We start from the raw sequence: 16,042 nt of genomic DNA, 5'->3' as shown, positions 1-16,042 counted from the left end.
ATTATTTTTGCAGATTATATTTAGAAATTATACTTTTTTAATTTTTTGAGAGTATAATCGTTAAGAATTTATTTATAGAAAGGAATTTAATGTCAGTAAAGCAAGAAAGACGTAGCTTTATCGGCCTTGCGTTTGGTGCTGTGGCAGCTGTCGGCGGCGCTATGTCACTAGTGGCTGTTAAAAAGACTTGGGATCCGCTTCCAAGTGTAAAAGCTGCTGGTTTCACAACAGTTGATCTAAGTCCGATCAAAGATGGAGAAATGAGGCAGGTTGAGTGGCGTAAAAAGCCTATTTTCATCCTCAAAAAAAGTCCTGATATGGCTAAAAATGACAAAAGAGATGTTGTCGTAGGGGATGCTAGATACGTAGTTCTTATCGGACTTTGCACGCATCTTGGTTGTATACCTGAGTATAAAGCAAGCAAACAAATGTTTGTATGTGCCTGTCATGGCGGCGAATTTAATGCCGACGGAATGCAAACATACGGACCTCCTCCAAGACCACTTGATATACCACCATTTAAGATCGATGGAACCAAGCTAGTTCTAGGCGAAACAAGCCCAGAATACGAAAAATTAGTAGCAAAAGCTTAGGAGGATAGCAATGTCTTTAGCTCATAAATCAACTGGCGTTATTGACTGGCTTGATCAACGCCTAGCTTTTACAAAACTTATAAAGGTTCTAGTTAGCGAATACTGGATTCCAAAAAATATAAATTTTCTTTGGGCAATGGGCGTTATTTTAACAACGCTTTTTATGCTCTTAATTGTTACTGGTTTTTTACTTCTAATGTATTACAAACCAGATGTAAATTTGGCATTTGATAGTGTAAATTATACTATCATGCAAGAGGTCGAGTATGGCTGGCTTTGGCGTCACATTCACGCAGTTTCAGCTTCTACGATATTTCTTATTATGTATATTCACTTGCTTACTGGACTTTACTATGGTTCATACAAAAGAGGCAGAGAGGTCATTTGGATAAGTGGTATGGTGCTATTTATCTGTTTTTCAGCAGAGGCATTTAGTGGTTATATGCTCCCATGGGGACAGATGAGCTACTGGGCGGCGACTGTTATCACTCAGCTTTTTGGCGGTGTGCCAGTTATTGGTGACGCTTTAGTTGAGTGGATTAGAGGTGATTACGCAGTTGGCGACTCAACACTTACTAGATTTTTTATGCTTCATGTTTGTCTATTGCCACTTGTAACGATAGCTGTTTTGGTTATTCACTTCTACTCTTTAAGAGTTCCACACGTTAATAACCTAACAAGCGAAGATATCGACTTTGAAGTAGAGGCACAAGAGTATCTACACGGCGATAGAGCGAAATCTAAAGTTATACCATTTTGGCCAGGATTTTTGGCAAAAGACTTTATGTATGTATCATTCTTTATGATATTTGTCATCTATCTTGTTTGCTATCACTTTAACTTTGCAATGGATCCTATCAACTTTGAGCCAGCAAATCCACTAAAAACCCCACCACATATCTATCCAGAGTGGTATTTCTTGTGGCAATATGAAATTTTACGTGGCTTCTTCTTTGATATAGCTGGAATTTCTGCTTATAACATTGGTCTTATAGCGTTTGCGTTTGCGGGTGTTGCATTTATGCTTATACCACTTTTTGATAGAAGCGACCTTGTAGCTCCAGCTCACAAAAGATCACTATTTTTTATATGGTTTTGGGTTTTAGTTGTCGATCTTATTGTTTTATCTATATATGGTAAGCTCCCAACAGGTGGTTATAATGACTGGATAGGATTTTATTCATCATTGCTATTCTTATTCTTATTTATAATTGCGTTGCCAGTTATAACAATACTTGAAAGAAAGAGGGGCTAATCATGAAAGAGCTTAAAATTTTTGCCATTGTTGTTATTCTTTCAGGTGTTTTATATTGGGGTATCGAGCCTTATGCTCACACAAAGCTTCATCCACACACTGCAAATGCTGAGTATAACTTTTCAAAAGAAGATACTGACTATGCAAAGCACTTTTTAGAGCAAAAAAAGGCAGCTCTTGAGACTGCTAAGGCTAGCGGAAATAAGGCAAGTATAGACGCGGCTACAAAAGATGTAGAAGTAGCACAAAAAATTCTTGATGACTATACGGCATTTTGGAATGACATTAACTCTATTGATCTTACAAAAGGTGACGCTACAAAGGGTGCTGATACTTTTGTAGCAGCAGGATGTACAGGATGTCACGGTATAGAAGCAGCAGGTATGCCAGCTGGTATGGATGCTGAGACAGCTAGTCAAAGCTTTGGTGTAGTGCCACCAGATCTTAGTACCGCTGGTAAAATTTATGACGATAAATTCTTAGCTGCACTCATTAAAAACCCAACTATGGCTTTAAAGCTAACTCATAAATTTAACGACGAGCATCCATTTCCGATGACCGCATTTATGGGTGCTGGTGGTGATATAAATGCTGAGACTGCCGATATAGTAGCTTATTTGAAAAAAGTATCTGCTGATTATGAAAAGGCAAATAATAAGATTACTGAAGAAAAGGTTTTCGCTGATGCATGTCAAAGATGTCATGATATAAAATATGACAAAAAATATGCATTTAGCAACAAAGTAAGCCTTGCTACTTATATGGGCTCAAACCCACCTGATCTATCGATGATGATTCGTTCAAAAGGTGATGAGTATCTGCATAAATTTATAAACGATACTCAAAAGATGCTTCCAGGCACTGCTATGCCAAGAGTTGGTTTAAATAAAGCCGCTGAAGACGATGTGGTAGCTTATATCCAAAAAGTAGGCGACAAGAAAAAGGCTGAGCGCGAGAGCACAGGGCTTTATGTCATGATCTACTTCTTTATATTAGGAATTTTTGCTTGGCTTTGGAAACGCAAAGTTTGGAGCGAACTACACTAAAATTTAAGAGCCTTTTTTGGCTCTTAAATCCTCTCTGGTAAATTTACATATATAAATAGGTACTCTTTAAATTCGTTTTTGTAAATTTGATAAAATACTCTTACAAATTTTAAAATCTTATTCACTCGCCTTAGCAGACTACTAAATTTAGGCTGCACTACGTTTAGCACTAAATTTAGAGCCGTGATATGTTCGCTCATAAATTTTAAAATTTACCTGACACTTGCTTGATGTAAAATACATGCGGCGCAAAGCGCTATCGCATGCTCTCTAACGTGCGAGGGTTTTTTTGGGGGGGGGATTAAAAAGAGTGGATAAGGGTACGGCTTCGTAATTCAAGTCCCCTTATCTCCCTTTCGAATAAAGTTTTTAAATTTAAAGTCTATATTTTTAAAAATAGAAATTTACTATTTTGCAAATTTTAAAACTTTCATTCACTTGCAAGAATTGACTACTAAAATCTGGCTTCACTTACTGCTTAGCTCAAATTTTAGAGCTGAAATTACTCGTTTATGAAATTTTAAAAATTTGCCTAAAAACCTAAAGCAGTAGTATGTCTATGCTACCATGTGAGCTATGAATATATAAGCGTTTTGGTAGAAATATAGAAATATATACGAGTTCAAGAAGTCACCCCAGGTAAATAAATTTATATTTTAAGAAAATCACTCACCAAAACCCACCAAATTTCACAAAAATAGCAAAAATTTAGCTCCGTATCAAGCCTATTTAAAATTAAATTTCCTTGGCGATCTTGCTCATTTTATTGAGCAGTTTTTCACGTTCATTTGGCTTTAGGTTGCCGTATTGAAGCTTTGTTATCATCTGCATGAAGTCAAATTGTTTAAACATTTGCGCATCGCTTTTTAGCTCTTTTTCTAGCTGTTTATAAATTTTTTCAGTCTCTTTATTCGCTTTTTCTAAATTTTGTAAAAAGCTTCCAGTTGCACTCATATCAAGATCGTTTTTTGCGGCTTTATCGATGACATTTTTTAGATTTGCTAAATTTTCAGAAATTTTCATCAGCATTTCCTTCTGGATTTTAAAATTTACAGCAAATTTTATTCCTAAATTTTCTCCCACCACTTTTTCCTAGGCTGATTTTGTGCGGTGAAAACTTCTCCGATCATCGGCGTTGCGTAGTTTAGCTCGAGTTTTGTCGCTGCCTTTTCAAAACGTTTGATTGGCTCATCCCAAGCGTGATAAGATAGATCAAACTTGCCCCAGTGCATCGGCATACCAAGCTTAGCTCCAAGATCTTTTAGTGCTTGCGCTGACTCCTCTGGCTTCATATGCACGTAAGGCCAGCCATCGCCGTAAGCGCCATTTTCTATAAAAACTAGATCAAAGGCGCCAAATTTCTCATTTATCATCTTAAAGTGCTTGCCATATCCGCCATCTCCGCTAAAATAAAAGCTAAAGCCAGCCTCTTTAACCGCCCAGCCACCCCAAAGCGTCGTATTTCTTTTAAATGTGCGCCCACTAAAGTGCCTTGAAGGACAAAACGCGAAGTTTAAATTTCCTATTTTTTGATCACCAAACCAGTCAAACTCATAAATTTTGTCTTCATCAACGCCCCATTTTACAAGGTGAGCTTTTACGCCAAGCGGCACTAGAAATTTACAAATTCTATCCTTTAGCTCAAGTATCGTTTTATGATCAAGATGATCGTAGTGATCGTGCGAGATGAGGGCGATATCGATCGCATCTGGGTAGTCGCTAGCGGTGATAGCATGCTCGTAGGCAAAGGGCTTGCCACCAAGTGGGAGTGGGAATGCTCGGTGCAAAACTGGATCTGTGACGATGGTTTTGTCATCAAGGTTGCATATGAGGCTAACGTGCCCAAGCCAGATAAACTCGCCATTTTTGAGGGCATTTGTGTCAAATTTTAAATTTGGCAAAGGGCGCTTTGGTAGCTTACCTTTTGGTGGGAAGAGCGCTTGACGGACGAAATTTAGCATAGACGCTTGCGGATTATTCTTTACCATATCAATAGTGGGCTCTAAATTTATAAAAACTTTGCCGTTAAAATTTGGCGAAGCTTCTATGAGCTTTTGGCTCTTGGCGTCTGGCACGCCACCAAAAACTGGGGCAAATTTCATAAAAAGAAACACTGCGACAATAAGCAAAACTATAACTATAAAAATTCCCATAAAAAGCCTTTTAAATTTAAAGGTCGGATTATATTTTAGATTTTTAAATTTCAGTTTTATTTAATTAACACGAGCTTAAATAATTAACTTGTAAATTTAAACTTAATTAAGATATTTTTACTCTTTATAGGAAAATTTTATTAATAAATATTATCCTTTAGCAAATAAATACACCTAAAAATCGATATTAAATAGATAATCTTAAAAATATATAAAATAAAAATTTAATTTCAAAAATACAAAATTTGTCAGATAGATGACGGAATTTATTCATTGTAAGTTGTAGAATTATTACAAAAATTAGGAAGGAGCGTTTGAGATGTTAAATAAAAATTTAACTATCTCTATTTTGGTGACTAACCATCACTTTAAAAGTGAGCAGGGCAGTTTAGCCTTGTTTAATGGGAGGAATTTATGAAAAAACATAAATTTGTGATTGCCGATTATAAACGCTGTATAGGATGTGCAACCTGCATGGCTGCATGTTTTAAGAGCGCTTATGAACGCGGCAAGCTGTCACGTGCAAGGCTAAGTGTGCTAAGAGAAGCTACTGGCGTTATGCCAACTCAGTGCAGACAATGCGACGATGGTCCTTGTGCGAATGTGTGTCCAACTGGGGCATTGCGATTTAATGATAATTGCATCGAGCTTCACGAGGAAATTTGTATAGGCTGTAAGATGTGCACGATCGCTTGTCCTTACGGTGCGATAAGCTCAAGTGCGGAGCTTATGCCTTCAGTAAATTACGCTGTCGAGCCAAAATATAACCTTGAGGTAGAGTCACAATCAGGTGCAAAAAATATCGCTGTTAAATGCGATATGTGCTTTGGTCGTGAAAATGGACCAGCTTGCGTTGATGTCTGTCCAACGAGTGCTCTTGTTATGATTGATCCAGAAGAGGGCAAACATAAACTTGGCAAGAGGATAGATTATGAAGCAGCGAATAAATTTGCTACTAAAATTTTAAATGGACAAGGAGCATAAGATGACTACGGTTTATATGCTATTTCTTGTAAGTGCCGTCGTTAGCATTTTGCTTTATTGTGCTCCAAAGGCCGCTGTAAAGGTTGGTTTTGGACTAAGCGCTTTAAGCTGTTTTTACGCGATGTGTCACTTTGTTGCAAATATGGGAGTAAGCGATAGCTTTGCTCTTATGGATGGCTTTTTGTATTCGCCAAAATTTGCGCTAAATCCACTTGGAAATTTCTTTAGCTTTGTCGTTGTTTTCATCGGATTTGCAAGTAGCGTTTATGGTATGAGCTATGCAGATGAGTATATCAAAAAAGCAAATGTTGGCGTGTTTGCATGTTTGTTTAATACATTTATCCTTTCAATGCTTCTAGTAATTAGCGCTGATAATGTATTTTGCTTTGTCGTTTTATGGGAGCTTATGACTCTTATCTCATCGTTCCTTATTATAGTAAATGATGGCAAAAATACACTTAAAGCGGTCATGGTATATCTTGGTATCGCACAAATTGGAGCATTTTGTATAACCTGTGGCTTGCTTATCACAGCTTACTACGCAGGAAGCTTTGACTTTAGCGCATTTATGGGCGTTAAGATGCCATTTGGTGCTTCTGCTGCCGTATTTGCACTATTTTTGGTCGGCTTTGGTAGTAAAGCTGGTATGTGGCCATTTCACGTTTGGCTTCCACAAGCTCACCCAGCAGCCCCATCAAACGTTTCAGCCCTTATGTCGGGCGTTATGATCAAAGTTGCTCTATTTACACTAGTTAAATTTACACTTTACTTACCACTTAGCACATATTTTGGTCTTACGATACTCGCTCTTGGTGCAGCTAGCTCACTATTTGGTGTTTTATACGCTCTTTGCCAACACGACTTCAAGGCTTTACTTGCTTATCACTCAGTTGAGAACATAGGTATCATCTTGCTAGGTCTTGGCACAGGAATTTATGGTGTTGCAGCTGGGAATTTAACACTTGCAGCAGTAGGTTTTCTAGCAGGTTGCTACCACGTAGTTAACCACGCTATATTTAAAGGCCTACTTTTCCTTTGCGCTGGTTCGGTTATCCATGCTACTCATACACAAAATATGGACATCCTTGGTGGTCTTGCTAAAAAGATGCCATGGACAAGCCTTGGTATGTTTATAGGTATCATGGGTATCGCAGCTTTACCTCCAGTAAATGGCTTTGTTTCAGAGTGGTTTACATATCAAGGTATGCTTCAAGGTGCAATGGGAGAAGGAACATTAGTTAGATATGCATTTACTCTTGGTGTCGTAGCTCTTGCACTAACTGGCGTTTTGGTTGGTATGCACCTCAAACTTTACGCTGTTATCTTTGCAGGCACTCCAAGAGATCAAAAAATTTGGGAAAATGCTAAAGAGAGTCCAATAGGCATGGTTCTTGGCATGATCATCCTAATGATAGGCTGCGTTGGATTTGGTCTTGGCGCAAACTACATAGTTGATTACATCATGCAAGCTGTAAATTCTATCGCTATAAGCGACTATAAGGCTAGCCTTGGAGCTATAAATGTAACTTCACCAATAGGCAGTATGATCTCAACTCCACTTATCGCTTTAGTCCTATGTGCGACTATGATTTTGCCATTTATCATCCTTGCTGTTATGAAAGCAAATAGAGATAAACCACGCGAAACTGATCCATGGGCTTGCGGCTTTAAATATAGTTCACGTATGCAAATGACAGGTGGTCCATTTACAGGCGATCTTAGAAAGATCATGCAATGGCTATTTAGAGCTGATAAAAAGATCGTTACTAGAAATTATTTTGACGCGGTTGAATATCACAACCATCCAAAAGATATCTGGTGGGGAATGTTTTATGAGCCAGTCATTAAATGGTGTATGAAATTTGCTGATAAACTAGGCATCGTTCAAAGCGGATATACAAACATATATACACTTTATATTCTAGTTTATTTATGTGCCATACTTGCTGTGGGCTACTTTTTAGTTTAGGAGACGAAAATGCAAACTATACTTTTAATGATATTTCAAGTAGTCGTTATCGTTTTGGTAGCTCCTTTGTTTGATGGTATGGCAAGAAAACTAAGGGCTAGACTTCAATCAAAACAAGGTAGCGATTTCTTTCAAACATATCGCGATATTATAAAACTCTTTAGAAGAGGAAGAACTGTGCCTGAGTGCTCTCACTGGGTATTTAGATGGGCTCCATTTTTTCTTTTTGCAACTTCAGCTGCAGTTCTAGCTGCTATACCTATAACATATAGCAAAGATACTGTTTTTGGAGCATATTCAGATATATTTGTGATCCTTTATCTTGGCGCATTGCTTAGATTTGTATTTGGTGCAGCTTCAATGGATAGCGGCAACCCATTTGCAGCAACAGGCGGCGGCAGGGAGCAAATGCTGGGCGTATATGTTGAGCCAGTTATGATTATGTGCTTAATCGTAGTTATGCTTGCAGCTAAAACATCAAATTTAATTGAGATCCAAGAGATGGTAAAAACCGGTGTTATCGGATATCAGATCCCAAGTTTTGCCGTAGCTTCTATCGCATTTTTATGGTGCATGTATGTTGAGACTGGCAGAAAACCATTTGACGTAGCTGAAGCAGAACAAGAGCTTCAAGAAGGCTTGCTTGGCGAGTACGCAGGTAGCGACCTTGGTTTAGTTCAAGCATCACTTATATTAAAACAGTTTGCTATGATCGGACTTTTCCTAACTATATTTGAGCCATGGAATTTTAGCAATCCTTTCTTAGCTATCATCGTTTTTGTGATAAAAACTGGAGTATTTTACGTAGCAGCTGTCTTTATAGACAACTTTGGCCCACGCTTTAAAATGACTTCATCTTTACGCAAGAATGCGCTTGGTGCACTTGCTATCTCGTTTGTTGCACTAACACTTTATGTAGTAGGAGTGTGAGATGCAAACACTTGATATTTTAGCCATTTGCATGATCGTAACTTCGCTTGCGGTTTTTGGTCTTAGAAATTTAAAGCTATCTATCATCGCTTATGCGGTTGAGACATTGCTTTTAGTTAGCATATTTTTCTTGCTAGCTGAGAAATTTAATGCCGAACAGCTCACAACTTGGGCGATCGTTGCGTTCTTTACCAAAGTTATTTTTGTACCAGCTATTTTGTTCTGGCTTGTTAAAAAGCTAGGCGTAGTTAGCGAAGATGAGCCAGTTGGTGGATTTTTTGTAAGCCCTGTTATTGCTATGGGATTTTCTCTAGCTCTTTCAATGAGTATCCACCCTATATTTTTAAAATTCTCTCTTATCAAAGAAGAGATCATGCTAATCGCAGCTGGAACAGTATTTATGATGGGAATTTTTGGTTTCATGCTAAGAAACTCATTTGTAAAACAAATTCTAGCTTACTGCTTGTTTGAAAACGGTATCCATCTAAGCCTTGCTCTAATGGCTTATAACTCACATGAGCTAGTCGAGCTTGGAATTTTAACAGATGCAATATTTGCCGTTATCATCATGAGTATTCTAGCGATTAGATTTTATAAAGCTTATGATAGTTTAGATACTTCTAAAGCTTCAAATTTAAGGGGTTAGAGATGGATAGTTTAGCTTTAATACTTATCTTACCGCTCCTTGGTGCTTTGGTCTTGTTTTTGAGTCCTAAAAATTATGCGGTATTAAGCGGACTTCATGTTTTGTTTTCTGCTGCGACATCGGTGGCTTTACTTAACAATGTTCTTAAAGTCTTAAGTAGCGGAACTTTTTATAGTTTTGATAAATTTTTGTTTTTAGATAGCTTGGGCTGTGTTTTCTTGGTGCTTATTGCTGTAACCGGATTTATAGTAAATTTCTACTCTATCCACTACATGAGATGGGAGCTTGAAGATGGACACATCCATCTAAGCGATCTTAAAAAATACTACGCACTAAGCCATGTATTTATCTTTACAATGACTTTAAGCGTTATTTGTAACAACGTTGCATTTATGTGGGCTGCTATCGAGGCAACAACTCTTGCTTCAGTATTTCTTGTCGCTATCCACAAAGATCAAAAATCAACAGAAAGTGGCTATAAATACATCGTTCTTTGCTCAATCGGTCTAGCATTTGCACTTTATGCGACTGTTCTTTTATACTCAGCCACATTTAGTACTCTAGGAGATGGTGAGGCTTCTATGCTATTTTCTGGAATAATGGCTAACGCTAAAAATTTAAACCCAGATGCAGCAAAACTTATCTTTGTATTTGCTCTAATTGGTTTTGGTACAAAAGCTGGTCTTGCTCCAACTCACACTTGGCTACCAGACGTTCACGCTGAAGGTCCAGCACCTATCTCAGCCTTGCTTTCAGGCGTACTTTTAAAATGTGCGATGCTAGCACTCTTAAGATACTACGCTATCACAGCTCAAGCTGTTGGATTTAGCTTTGTTGAGGGCATAATGATCGTTTCAGGAACTATCACTCTTTTTGTAGCAGGATTTTTCCTAATCAGACAACACAACGTAAAAAGAATGTTTGCGTACCACTCAATCGTTCACATGGGTGTTATCGCATTTGCACTTGGTGTTGGCGGTAAATTTGGTTTATTTGCAGCGATATTCCACTGCTTAGCTCACAGCTTTACGAAAGCTTTGGCATTTTGCTCAACAGGCAATATCGCAAGAATTTACGGTCACAAAGATATGAGTAAGATGGGCGGTATGGTTAAGATCGCACCGATCACCACTATAATGTTTGGCGCGGCTGTTTGCTCACTTGTTGGTGTTCCAGCGTTTGCTATATTTGTTAGCGAATATAATGTCTTTGTAGGAGCTATCACAAGCGGTCAATACATCGCAGTTGCACTATTTGCTATTGCACTTGCAGTTATTTTCATAGCTGACTTTGCACACTTTAACATGGCAAGCTTTGGCGAGCCAAAAGGTGTGATCGTTCACAACAAAGAGATGAGTTTGTTAGAGAATTTACCTCTTATAGCACTTTGTGCCCTTATCATAATCTTTGGCGTATGGCACGTAGATAGCTTTTATACGCTAGTAAATAACGGTGTTAATATAATGATGGGAGCTTTAAAATGAGAGGCGATAAATTTGTAGAAATCCTAAAAACTAAAGTAAAAATTTTAGAGGTAACTCGTCAAGCTGACGATCAGATCACTGTTTTAGTCGATAGAAACGACCTTCCGCTGGCTGTTAAAACACTTTACTATGATATCGGCGGCTTTATAAGCACTATGATACCAAACGACGAGCGCCAGATAAATGGCAGCTATGCGCTTTACTACGCTATCTCAATGGAAGGTAGCAAGATGACTGAGGCGGATGATTTTGCAGCTGAGGATAAGTGCTTTATCACTATTAAAACGCTTATCCCAGGAAGCGATCCAACATTCCCGTCTGTTACTCCGCTAGTGCCAGCTTGTGTTTGGTACGAAAGAGAAGCTTATGATATGTTTGGTCTTGTAGCCGAAGGTTTGCCTGATAAAAGACGTCTAGTTTTAAGTGATGACTGGCCAGACGGACTTCATCCACTTAGAAAAGATGCGATGGATTATCGTTACCGCCCTGATCCGGTTGATCACAGAGATGAGCCAGATGCGGAATTTCTATTTCCAACTGGCGATGCAGTAGTAGACGTACCACTTGGACCATTACACGTTACATCTGATGAGCCTGGTCACTTTAGACTTTTCTGCGACGGCGACGAGATCATCGACGCTGACTACCGCTTGTTCTATCAACACCGCGGTATGGAAAAACTCGCTGAAAACAGAATGAACTATGATCAAATGGGCTATCTTGCAGAGAGAGTTTGTGGAATTTGTGGTTATGCTCACGCTATCGCTTGTATCGAAGCAGCAGAAAAAGCTATCAAGCTTGAAATTCCACTAAGGGCTCAAGCTATACGCGTCATCTGTCTTGAGATCGAGCGTCTTCACAGCCACCTTTTAAATATCGGTCTAGCTTGTGAGGTCACTGGTAACTACAACGCTTTCATGCACATCTTTAGAGTTCGTGAGTACTCTATGGAGCTAGCTCAGCTTGTAACTGGTGGACGTAAAACATACGGCAATGTCGTTATGGGCGGCTTAAGACGTGATATGACAAACCAAGAGATCAAAAAAGGTATCGAGATCATAAATAAACTTGACGTTCAAATTTCAGAAATTTGGGACGCAGTTATGGAGGATAAACGCCAAATCGGACGCTGGAAAGGTGTGGGAATCCTAGATCGCCAAATAGCACGTGACTTTAGCCCAGTTGGTCCAAATATGAGAGGCTCTGGCTTTAAACGTGATAACCGCTACGATCACCCATACGACTTCTTTAAACAGATAGAATTTGAAGTAGCAGTTGAGCATGGTTGCGACGTTTTTGCTCGCGAGATGGTTAGATATAAAGAGTTAAAAAGCTCTATCCACATCATCCGCCAATGCTTTGAGTTAATGCCTCAAACTCCGATTATGATCGATCCTGTGACTATGATCAAACCTGAAAATTTTGCACTTGGTCACGACGAAGCACCACGCGGTGAGAACGTCCACTGGATCATGCAGGGCAGCGCTCAAAAAGTATATCGCTGGAGATGCAGGGCAGCTACTTATAACAACTGGCCAAGCCTAAGATATCAATTTAGAGGAAACAACATAAGTGACGCAGCACTTATCGTTTGCTCACTTGACCCTTGCTACTCATGTACAGAGCGTGTTACATTAGTCGATGTAAGGACTAAAAAGAGCAAAATTTTAACAGAAAAAGACCTTAAAAAATTCTGTCAAGATGGCGGGGTTAGTAAAAAGGATTTAAGATGATGAAGTTATTTGACATCACAGAAAAATATGGAAAGGCGACATACGCCTATCCATTTGAGCCATATATTGTTCCTGAAAATTTCCGTGGTCAGCCAAACTATACATACGATCTTTGTATAGGTTGTGCAGCCTGCGGTATCGCTTGCCCTAGTAACGCGATAGAGCTTAAGATGAACGAGGAACAAACAAAGCTTGTTTGGGAATTTGACTGTGGGCGCTGCATATTTTGTGGGCGCTGCGATGAGGTTTGCCCAACTGGAGCTGTAAGACTTAGCGATAGCTTTGAGCTTGCGGTTAAATTTGACAAGAGCGCTCTTATACAAAGGGGCGAGCTTGAGATGCAAACTTGCAAATGCTGTGGTAAGCCATTTACGCCAAAAAGGCTTATAAATTTCACCCTTGAAAAGCTTGGCACAGCAAATTTACTCCCAGGCAGACTTGAAGAGGCAAAAGACTACCTTTATATCTGCCCAGAGTGCAAGAAAAATCAATCTGCTGAGAGGCTAACAAAAGGCATTGAGGAGGCTATAAAATGAGTCTATATCAAGTCCCAGAGGACATAAAAACAGCAAATGATCTAACTGCAAAGCTAGAGCATCTAAAAAATATCAAAAGAAGCTTTAGCGTTTATAGGATCGACTGTGGAAGCTGTAACGGCTGTGAGATAGAAATTTTTGCAGCTATTACACCGATGTGGGATCCTGAGCGTTTTGGTTTTAAACTTGTTGCAAACCCAAGACACGCTGATATTTTGCTTTGCACCGGTCCTGTAACAAGACAGATGTATTATCCACTTCTTCGTGCTTATGAGGCGACTCCAGATCCTAAGATCGTAGTTGCTCTTGGTGCATGCGGAAGCAGTGGCGGAATTTTCCACGACGCTTATAGCGTTTGGGGTGGCATCGATAAGATAATTCCAGTCGATGTCTATATCCCAGGCTGTCCTCCACACCCAGCAAGTATTATTTACGGCCTTGGCATGGCTCTTGGTATCATCGATCAAAAACTCCATAAAAAAAGCTATGAGGAAGATAATACATTGCCACCTTCAGTTGAGAAGTCAGTCATAGGCGATATTTTATTCGAGCGTGACTTGCAAGCTGAAAGTAGAAGACTAATGAGCTATATCTTTGGTAGAATCCTTTTTGAAAAATATATGAATGCTATCAAATGTTCAAAAGATGTCCATGATCCAAGCATCTCAAGAGAGGCTGTGCTTACAGCTATCAAAAAAGAGGAAGATCCTAGATATGCTGAGTGCATGGGGCTTTTGCACAACGATGTCTATCTAAAATATGCAAAAGCTGATAAAAGCTTTGCGATAGACGTTGATAGTGAGGTTTGGAGTAAAAGATGATACAAGTTTATAAGCTTACAAAAAGGCATATGGACGACAACGATAAGCTTCCACGCGAGCTAAAGGAGATAAAAATTTTCTCCACTTGCGTAGGACATGGCGTTGGCACGATTGATTTTAGCGAGAAAATTTTAGAGCTAAGCGATGAGGAATTTGACGAGATGATCAAAAACTCAGGCGAATACGTGAAATTTAAAATCGGAAATTTAAGCAAATATTTTGAAGTTGAAATTTTTGCCGAGCATATTGCTAAACTCTTGCCGCAGCTTTGTGAGTGTAAGCTTAAAGAAATTTTGGCAAATTTAAAAGAGGGATATGTCGTGCTTAGGAAGGATTTTTGATGAAAAAGGCCATCCTTTGCATCGGTAATCCTATGCGTGGCGATGATGATGTGGGTAATGAAGTAGGCCGCATCGTGGAGCACGAGCTAAAAGAGTGGAAGGTCTTTTTTGGGCAAGATGTGCCTGAGAATGAATTCTCGGCCATTAGAGAGTTTGCACCTGATATCTTGATAGTGGTTGATGCGATGAGTGGCTTTGATGAGGATAAGATAGAGTTTTTTGACCTAAGTGACGATAGAGACTACATCTACTCAACTCACAATCTACCAACTCCAGTACTTTTAAGCTATTTGCGTAAAATTTGCCCAAAGACGCTTTTTCTTGGCATTAGCGTCTTGCTCGAAAATGTCTTAAATTTCGAGGAAGGACTAAGTGAGCAGGCTAAAAAAAGTGCCAGAAAAGCTTTTTTAAGAATTGTAGAGATTGATAAAAATTTAGTCGGTTAAATTTAGCAAATGGCTAAATTTAGTCTTTTTGGTTACTAAAGACAAAAATTTGCTTTTAATCGCAAGCATTGATTTTACTTTAGTGATTTTGCAAAGTGTTAAACTTTGGTCGCAAAGATGAGCTTGGCTCATGTGCGAGATTAAAAATAAAAAGGAGAATGTGATGTTAAATCCAGCAGAAACCGCTCAAGCGGTCTCAAGCTCTATGGAGCATAAGGCTCATATGCCGCTTACTAGTATTATCTTCCTTGCTATCATGGCTGGAGCTGCTATTGCTATGGGTGATATTTTCTGGGCTCACTCAACAGTTGGTATGGCTGAAAATCAGTCTATTGGACTTTCAAATTTTATTGGCGGTATCACATTTAGCTGTGGTCTTATGATGGTTGTCTTTTATGGCGGACATCTTTTTACAAGCTCTGTTTTAAGTGGTGTTAGCGCATATGAAGGAAAGCTAAAACTAGGTAAGACTATCGGATACTGGGCTATCGTTTGGATATTTAACTTCGTTGGTGGCGCATTGATTGCGTATATGTACTACTACTCAGGCTTGCCACTAAAGTATGATGGCTACATCTTGCAGCACTTTATACCAGCTGGTATTGGCAAGATCACAGCACCATTTCATGAGCTATTTATCCGCGGAATTTTTTGTAATGTCTTTGTTTGTATGTCTATTTGGACTGCGACAAGCGAGAGCAATCTATCTGGTAAATTCTTTGCCATTATGTGGATGATCGGCGCATTTGTGGCTTGCTCTATGGAGCACTGCGTGGCAAATATGTTCATAATCACTGAAGCCATCATCTCAAAAGCTCACTATATAGCGGCAAACGGCGGAGATATCGCTGCTGCGGCTACGGCTCTAGGACATGGCATTACGGCTGAAAAACTAGAAGTTTTAAACTGGGGAAATTTCATCGGTAAAAACTTAGTTCCAGTTACACTTGGTAATATCTGTGGCGGACTTTTCTTTGTTGGTTTAGTTGGCTTTATGGCTAATAAATTTGATATGAAGAAAAAAGCTTAAAAATTTTTAGTCTTTGCTTTTTTGGCAAAGACTAATCCTCTAAGGCTACTCTTTACTAGTCATTATAAAAATTTT

At 39.0% G+C, this 16,042-nt stretch carries 17 protein-coding genes; 14 read left to right on the top strand and 3 right to left on the bottom strand.

What is annotated here, in order from left to right; all coding sequences use genetic code 11:
* Window positions 1–89 precede the first annotated feature (89 nt).
* From petA to CVT15_RS07860, 3 genes are read left to right on the top strand one after another with little or no spacing between them, the layout of a single operon-like run.
* Window positions 90–593 (top strand): ubiquinol-cytochrome c reductase iron-sulfur subunit, encoded by a 504-nt coding sequence (gene petA, locus CVT15_RS07870; protein WP_021091707.1) that lies wholly within the window; start codon window positions 90–92, stop codon window positions 591–593.
* 10 nt (window positions 594–603) lie between these two features.
* On the top strand, window positions 604–1,848 hold the full coding sequence (locus CVT15_RS07865) for a cytochrome b (RefSeq protein WP_103576614.1): 1,245 nt from the start codon (window positions 604–606) through the stop codon (window positions 1,846–1,848).
* Between the two features lie 2 nt (window positions 1,849–1,850).
* Complete coding sequence (locus tag CVT15_RS07860) at window positions 1,851–2,894, top strand: c-type cytochrome (RefSeq protein ID WP_103576615.1); 1,044 nt, start codon at window positions 1,851–1,853, stop codon at window positions 2,892–2,894.
* 23 nt (window positions 2,895–2,917) lie between these two features.
* On the opposite strand, the gene CVT15_RS07855 is transcribed toward CVT15_RS07860, so the two are convergent.
* The 3 genes from CVT15_RS07855 to CVT15_RS07845 form a co-directional block, all read right to left on the bottom strand.
* Entirely contained in the window at window positions 2,918–3,094 is a 177-nt protein-coding gene (locus CVT15_RS07855) for a hypothetical protein (RefSeq protein ID WP_180998526.1), read from the bottom strand.
* A gap of 535 nt (window positions 3,095–3,629) precedes the next feature.
* Window positions 3,630–3,917: a hypothetical protein gene (locus CVT15_RS07850; protein ID WP_021091759.1), complete on the bottom strand. Its 288-nt coding sequence runs from the start codon at window positions 3,915–3,917 to the stop codon at window positions 3,630–3,632.
* 44 nt (window positions 3,918–3,961) lie between these two features.
* Window positions 3,962–5,047: an MBL fold metallo-hydrolase gene (locus CVT15_RS07845; protein ID WP_103576518.1), complete on the bottom strand. Its 1,086-nt coding sequence runs from the start codon at window positions 5,045–5,047 to the stop codon at window positions 3,962–3,964.
* 414 nt (window positions 5,048–5,461) lie between these two features.
* Here CVT15_RS07845 and CVT15_RS07840 point away from each other — a divergent pair, with 414 nt between their 5' ends.
* The 11 genes from CVT15_RS07840 to CVT15_RS07790 all read left to right on the top strand — a co-directional run bounded on the left by CVT15_RS07840 (window position 5,462) and on the right by CVT15_RS07790 (window position 15,967).
* On the top strand, window positions 5,462–6,031 hold the full coding sequence (locus CVT15_RS07840) for a 4Fe-4S dicluster domain-containing protein (protein ID WP_103577080.1): 570 nt from the start codon (window positions 5,462–5,464) through the stop codon (window positions 6,029–6,031).
* Between the two features lies 1 nt (window position 6,032).
* The gene (locus CVT15_RS07835) at window positions 6,033–8,000 is read left to right on the top strand and encodes a proton-conducting transporter membrane subunit (protein ID WP_087580376.1); all 1,968 of its coding nucleotides are present in this window, start codon (window positions 6,033–6,035) and stop codon (window positions 7,998–8,000) included.
* A gap of 9 nt (window positions 8,001–8,009) precedes the next feature.
* On the top strand, window positions 8,010–8,930 hold the full coding sequence (locus CVT15_RS07830) for a respiratory chain complex I subunit 1 family protein (protein WP_084041928.1): 921 nt from the start codon (window positions 8,010–8,012) through the stop codon (window positions 8,928–8,930).
* Window position 8,931: 1 nt separating this feature from the next.
* Window positions 8,932–9,576, top strand: coding sequence for a hydrogenase 4 membrane subunit (gene hyfE, locus CVT15_RS07825; protein WP_103577081.1), 645 nt, complete (start codon window positions 8,932–8,934; stop codon window positions 9,574–9,576).
* A gap of 2 nt (window positions 9,577–9,578) precedes the next feature.
* Window positions 9,579–11,060 carry a hydrogenase 4 subunit F gene (locus CVT15_RS07820; protein ID WP_107898027.1) on the top strand — a complete coding sequence of 494 codons (1,482 nt, stop codon included), beginning with the start codon at window positions 9,579–9,581 and terminating at the stop codon, window positions 11,058–11,060.
* Window positions 11,057–12,793, top strand: a complete 1,737-nt coding sequence (locus CVT15_RS07815; RefSeq protein ID WP_103577083.1) for an NADH-quinone oxidoreductase subunit C — start codon at window positions 11,057–11,059, stop codon at window positions 12,791–12,793. Before CVT15_RS07820 ends, CVT15_RS07815 begins: the two co-directional genes overlap by 4 nt.
* Entirely contained in the window at window positions 12,790–13,329 is a 540-nt protein-coding gene (locus CVT15_RS07810) for a formate hydrogenlyase complex iron-sulfur subunit (RefSeq protein ID WP_054197155.1), read from the top strand. Before CVT15_RS07815 ends, CVT15_RS07810 begins: the two co-directional genes overlap by 4 nt.
* Complete coding sequence (locus CVT15_RS07805; protein WP_021091627.1) at window positions 13,326–14,150, top strand: NADH-quinone oxidoreductase subunit B family protein; 825 nt, start codon at window positions 13,326–13,328, stop codon at window positions 14,148–14,150. The genes CVT15_RS07810 and CVT15_RS07805 overlap by 4 nt, the downstream gene beginning before the upstream one ends.
* Complete coding sequence (locus tag CVT15_RS07800; RefSeq protein ID WP_107898028.1) at window positions 14,147–14,491, top strand: formate hydrogenlyase maturation HycH family protein; 345 nt, start codon at window positions 14,147–14,149, stop codon at window positions 14,489–14,491. Before CVT15_RS07805 ends, CVT15_RS07800 begins: the two co-directional genes overlap by 4 nt.
* Window positions 14,491–14,937, top strand: coding sequence for a hydrogenase 3 maturation endopeptidase HyCI (locus tag CVT15_RS07795; RefSeq protein ID WP_072594541.1), 447 nt, complete (start codon window positions 14,491–14,493; stop codon window positions 14,935–14,937). The genes CVT15_RS07800 and CVT15_RS07795 overlap by 1 nt, the downstream gene beginning before the upstream one ends.
* Before the next feature lie 163 nt (window positions 14,938–15,100).
* The gene (locus CVT15_RS07790) at window positions 15,101–15,967 is read left to right on the top strand and encodes a formate/nitrite transporter family protein (protein WP_107898029.1); all 867 of its coding nucleotides are present in this window, start codon (window positions 15,101–15,103) and stop codon (window positions 15,965–15,967) included.
* Window positions 15,968–16,042 lie beyond the last annotated feature (75 nt).

The organism is Campylobacter concisus (genome assembly GCF_003048595.2).
GTDB lineage: Bacteria > Campylobacterota > Campylobacteria > Campylobacterales > Campylobacteraceae > Campylobacter_A > Campylobacter_A concisus_L.
This window is presented reverse-complemented; position numbering and strand designations above follow the sequence as displayed.